Annotated in this window: 2 protein-coding genes; both read right to left on the reverse strand. The window is 40.5% G+C overall.

From position 1 onward, the window contains the following. Positions 1-236: 236 nt before the first annotated feature. Positions 237-515 carry a hypothetical protein gene (locus tag ACG95_RS10685; protein WP_048000498.1) on the reverse strand — a complete coding sequence of 93 codons (279 nt, stop codon included), beginning with the start codon at positions 513-515 and terminating at the stop codon, positions 237-239. 101 nt (positions 516-616) lie between these two features. Beyond that, a complete protein-coding gene (locus tag ACG95_RS10690; protein WP_082137356.1) occupies positions 617-850 on the reverse strand; it encodes a hypothetical protein in 234 nt (77 codons plus the stop codon). Positions 851-852: the final 2 nt, after the last annotated feature.

Raw genomic sequence — 852 nt, forward strand, 5'->3', positions numbered from 1 at the left:
CGTATATAAGTCATTATACCCAATCAGATCAGTCGCCAAGGAGATTAGACTCTTACTGATACCTGTCTTACGACTAAGGGTCGCAATCATGGCACTGCCGCTAGATTTATGCTTCTTAAATGACTTTTTCTTGTGCGCTATCTTACATTGCTTGAATCCTATGTAAAACTAAAGCAGTTAATCTCACCAATAAAATTAGCGATTAACTGCTTCAGCGTTATTCTTATAAACTTAAACTAGGCTTTCTTGCGTCCCTTGCTAGCTCGTTGCTTTCCCCAAGCAAACAAGCCAACGAAGATTATCGTAATTGCTAGGTTCCCAGCTAAACTAGTAATTAATTCCTGTGAGCCTTCACATAGCACTACCGCAAAGATCACTCGCACGATGAAATATCCTGCCGGAATAATACTCCCGATTAAATTGGTTTTGTTTCGCTTCCCAAGCAGATAACTCCAATAACCTAAACCAATCGTGATCACTGCCGTAATTAACCCAATCGCTATAAACACAAACATGGTTCAACCTCCTTTGATACTCCAATTGACTTAACTAAAAACAGCTGACACCCACGCCTCATCATTGAAGTTTAGTATCAGCTGTTCTAGTGTTAACCTAATTATGCTTTTGCTTTGTTTGCTCGGTGTTTCCCCCACACAAACAAACCGTAGTAGATTAAACTAAACGTTAAACTACCAACTAACGAGGTAATCAGCCCTCGCGTAGATCCTTGCATCATCACAGCTAAGAGTGCTCGTACAATGAAGTACGCTGCCGGAATGATGACACCCACTAAATTCGTTTGGTTCTGTTTACCTAATGAGTAACTCCAGTAACCTAAACCAAAGGTAATCG

Origin of the sequence: Lactiplantibacillus herbarum (genome assembly GCF_001039045.1) — a bacterium.
Taxonomy (GTDB): Bacteria; Bacillota; Bacilli; order Lactobacillales; family Lactobacillaceae; genus Lactiplantibacillus; species Lactiplantibacillus herbarum.